Origin of the sequence: Guyparkeria sp. (assembly GCF_046545975.1) — a bacterium.
In the GTDB taxonomy this organism is placed as follows: domain Bacteria; phylum Pseudomonadota; class Gammaproteobacteria; order Halothiobacillales; family Halothiobacillaceae; genus Guyparkeria.
The window spans coordinates 1-3,620 of record NZ_JBKGYT010000123.1; the positions used below are offsets into that span (position 1 = coordinate 1).

Consider the following 3,620-nt stretch of genomic DNA (forward strand, 5'->3'; position numbering starts at 1 on the left):
GAGACGGTGCCGGCGGGGAAGGTCGCGCGCAGGACGTCCATGGCGTTCAGGCCCTCGTCGAGCTGGCCGGTGACCTGCGAGACGATGTGCATGACGTGCGAGTAGCGCTCGATGATCATGCGCTCCTCGAGCTTCACACTGCCCACCTTGGCGACGCGGCCGGTGTCGTTGCGCCCCAGGTCGATCAGCATGACGTGCTCGGCGATCTCCTTGGGATCGCTCAGGAGATCCTGCTCGAGGGCCTTGTCCTCGGCCTCGGTGGCCCCGCGCGGGCGGGTGCCGGCGATGGGGCGGACGGTGACCGTGCCGTCCTCCAGCCGGGCGAGGATCTCGGGGCTGGAGCCGACCACGGTGAAGTCGCCGGCATCGATGAAGTACATGTACGGCGAGGGGTTGATGCTGCGCAGCGCGCGGTAGAGGTCGATCGGCGCGGCGCCGAACTCGATGCTCATCCGCTGGCTGGGCACCACCTGCATGACGTCGCCGGCCGCGATGTACTCGCGGATGGCGCGCACGGCGTTCTCGTAGCCCTCGCGGGTGAAGGTGGCGGTGAAGTCGTTCTCGTCGATGTCACGGCCCGGGGCGCTCGAGCCGTAGTGGGCCACCGGCTCGCGCAGGCGGGCGGCCAGCGTGTCGAGGCGGGCGTGGGCGCGGTCCAGCGCACCGGTCTCCGACGGGTCGACCAGGGTGACCAGCAGCAGTTCGCTGGAGAGGTTGTCGACCACGACCACCTCTTCGCTGGCCATCAACAGGATGTCGGGCACGCCCAGCGGATCGTCGGCGTCGAAGTTGGCCAGGCGCGGCTCGATGTAGCCGACGGTCTCGAAGCCGAAGTAGCCCACCAGCCCGCCGTGGAAGCGCGGCATGTCGAGCGGCTCGAAGACGCGGTAGCGGGCCTTGAAGCCCTCGATCCATGCCAGCGGGTCGTCGACGGTCTCGTCCTCGACGACCTGGCCGTTCTTTTTCACCACCACGCGGTGGCCGTGGACGGTCAGGACGGTGGGGGACGGCAGGCCGATGATGGAGTAGCGGCCCCAGCGCTCGCCGCCGGTGACGGATTCGAGCAGGTAGCCGAAGGGCCCTTCGACCAGCTTGGCGTAGACGGAAAGGGGGGTGTCGTAGTCACCCAGCACGCGCCGGGTGACGGGGACACGGTTGTAGCCCTCGCCCGCGAGGCGGTCGAGGTCGTGGTGGGTAGGGTGAAACGGGCTGAAGGCGGCGGGCATGGTCAAACTCTCCTTGAGAACGAAGGGCTATGGCGTCGGTGAAGGTCGCTTCATCCTCGCCATCGCCATCGGAGCGTTGCCCTGCCCGCCATGGCGCTATCTCCCCACCAGCCCGGGAAGCTCGGTCATCGAGTCGATCACCGCGTCCGGGTCGAAGTCGCGGATGTCACGGCCGTGGTTGTAGCCGTAGCTCATGCAGACGATGGAGAAGCCCGCGGCGCGCGCGGCCTTCACGTCGGAGATGGAATCCCCGACCATCAGCGCCTCTTCCGGGTGGATGTGGAACCAGCCGGCCGAGTAGATCAGCGGGGCCGGGTCGGGCTTCTTCCGCGGCAGGACATCGCCGCTGATGACCACCTCGAAGTAGTCCCGGAGGCCCGCCTGCTCGAGCAGCGGCAGGGTGAAGGCCTCGGCCTTGTTGGTGACGCAACCCATCGACAGGCCCAGCGACCTGACGAAGTCCAGCCCCTCGACCACGCCGTCGAAGACCCGCGAGTGCTGGCCGTTGCTTTGCAGGTAGTGCTTCTTGAACACCGGCAGGGCGCGCTCGAACTCGGCCGGGTCGGGGTGGCCGTCGAGGTCGTTGGTCAGCGCGCGCTCGACCAGCCGCTCGACGCCGTTGCCCACCCAGTTGCGCACGTCCTCTTCCGCCCGCTCGGGGTTGCCCAGCTCGCGCTGCATGGCGTTGGTCGCCACCAGCAGGTCGGGCACCGAGTCGACCAGGGTGCCGTCCAGGTCGAACAGCACCATGCGCGGGGTGAACCGGGGTGTGGCCTGGGACATCAGCGCTTGACCTTGGCCAGCTCGTCACGCATCGCCTTGACGATGGTGTCGTAGCGGTTCGGGTCGGAATCCTGGCCCTTGCCGAACAGCGCGGAGCCGGAGACGAAGGTGTCGACGCCGGCCTCGGCGATCTCGGCGATGTTGTCCGGGTTGACGCCGCCGTCGATTTCCAGGCGGATGTCACGGCCGGAGCGGTCGATGATCTCGCGCGCCTGGCGGGCCTTCTCGAGGGTCGCCGGGATGAACTTCTGGCCGCCGAAGCCCGGGTTGACGGACATCAGCAGGACGATGTCGACCTTGTCGATCACCCATTCCAGCACGTCCAGCGGGGTGGCCGGGTTGAACACCAGGCCCGACTGGCAGCCCTCGTCGCGGATCAGCTGCAGGCTGCGGTCGACGTGCTCGGAGGCCTCCGGGTGGAAGGTGATCGAGGTGGCGCCGGCCTTGGCGAAGTCCGGGATGATGCGGTCGACCGGCTTGACCATCAGGTGCACGTCGATCGGCGCGGTCACACCGTGCTTGCGCAGCGCGTCGCAGACCAGCGGGCCGATGGTCAGGTTGGGCACGTAGTGGTTGTCCATCACGTCGAAGTGCACCCAGTCGGCGCCGGACTTCAGGACGTTGTCCACTTCCTCGCCCAGGCGGGCGAAGTCGGCGGACAGGATGCTCGGGGCAATGATGTAGTCGCTCATCGGGAAGGCTCCTCGGATATCGGTAGATTCTGGCCAGCGCCTCCCCCGGACCGCACATCGCGCGCGATGGCGGGACAGGGAAGGCGCAGGATACTGCCCGCCAATGTACCGGAATTCGCGGCTTTTTTTAAGGCGACGGCAGCGGGCATCCCTGCCGGCCGATCCGCCCGGCTGGCCGCCCCGGTCGGCGAACGCCGGACAAATCGGCTAGAATCCGGCGACATTTTCAACCCGCGGGACCCCGTGCCCATGTTTGCTACCGAACTGCTGCTTCGCGAATTCGTCACCCACGACGTGCAACGCTACATCCTCGCCAAGCCCGAGGGTTACACCTTCACGCCCGGCCAGGCGCTGGAACTGGCCATCGACGAGCCGGAATGGCGCACCCAGGCCCGGCCGTTCTCGCTGACCAACCGCGTCGACGACCGCGTGCTGGAACTGATGATCAAGAGCTACGGCAGCCACGACGGCGTCACCCAGCATCTCGCCCGGGCGAAGCCCGGCACGAAGCTGCTGGTGTCCAAACCGTTCGACAGCTTCAATTACGAGGGACCGGGCTGGTTCATCGCCGCGGGGGCCGGCATCACGCCGTTTCTGGCCATCATCCGCGACCTCGCCGACCGTGACGAGCTGGGGCAGCAGAAGCTGATCTACTCCAACAAGACCGGCGACGACATCATCCAGCAGCGCGAGCTCAAGGCCGCCTTCGGCGAGAACGCCCACTTCGTCTGCACCCGGGAGAGCTCGCCGCTGTGCAGCCACTTCGGCCACGTCGACGAGGACTTCATCCGCGAGCACATCCGCGATCTCGACGAGGAGTTCTACGTCTGCGGCCCGCCGGCCTTCACCCAGCAGGTGAAGAAGACCCTGCGCGCACTGGGCGGCAACACCCGGAGCATGGAATTCGGCTGAGCCATTA

Annotated in this window: 4 protein-coding genes; 1 reads left to right on the forward strand and 3 read right to left on the reverse strand. The window is 67.5% G+C overall.

The window, feature by feature from the left end; genetic code table 11:
* The 3 genes from ACLFMY_RS08710 to rpe all read right to left on the reverse strand — a co-directional run.
* The coding region (locus tag ACLFMY_RS08710; RefSeq protein ID WP_410764269.1) for an anthranilate synthase component I family protein at nt 1–1,226 on the reverse strand (1,226 nt) is incomplete at its 3' end.
* 96 nt (nt 1,227–1,322) lie between these two features.
* On the reverse strand, nt 1,323–2,009 hold the full coding sequence (locus ACLFMY_RS08715; protein WP_410764270.1) for a phosphoglycolate phosphatase: 687 nt from the start codon (nt 2,007–2,009) through the stop codon (nt 1,323–1,325).
* Nucleotides 2,009–2,701: a ribulose-phosphate 3-epimerase gene (rpe, locus tag ACLFMY_RS08720; protein WP_410764271.1), complete on the reverse strand. Its 693-nt coding sequence runs from the start codon at nt 2,699–2,701 to the stop codon at nt 2,009–2,011. The genes ACLFMY_RS08715 and rpe overlap by 1 nt, the downstream gene beginning before the upstream one ends.
* Nucleotides 2,702–2,950: 249 nt before the next feature.
* Between rpe and ACLFMY_RS08725 the strand changes: the two genes are divergently transcribed.
* Nucleotides 2,951–3,613, forward strand: coding sequence for an FAD-binding oxidoreductase (locus ACLFMY_RS08725; RefSeq protein ID WP_410764272.1), 663 nt, complete (start codon nt 2,951–2,953; stop codon nt 3,611–3,613).
* Nucleotides 3,614–3,620 lie beyond the last annotated feature (7 nt).

Bases quoted from the DNA above. Each gene is read 5' to 3' on its own strand.
- rpe (WP_410764271.1), bottom strand. From the start codon at position 2,701: ATGAGCGACTACATCATTGCCCCGAGCATCCTGTCCGCCGACTTCGCC.
- ACLFMY_RS08715 (WP_410764270.1), bottom strand. From the start codon at position 2,009: ATGTCCCAGGCCACACCCCGGTTCACCCCGCGCATGGTGCTGTTCGAC.
- ACLFMY_RS08725 (WP_410764272.1), top strand. From the start codon at position 2,951: ATGTTTGCTACCGAACTGCTGCTTCGCGAATTCGTCACCCACGACGTG.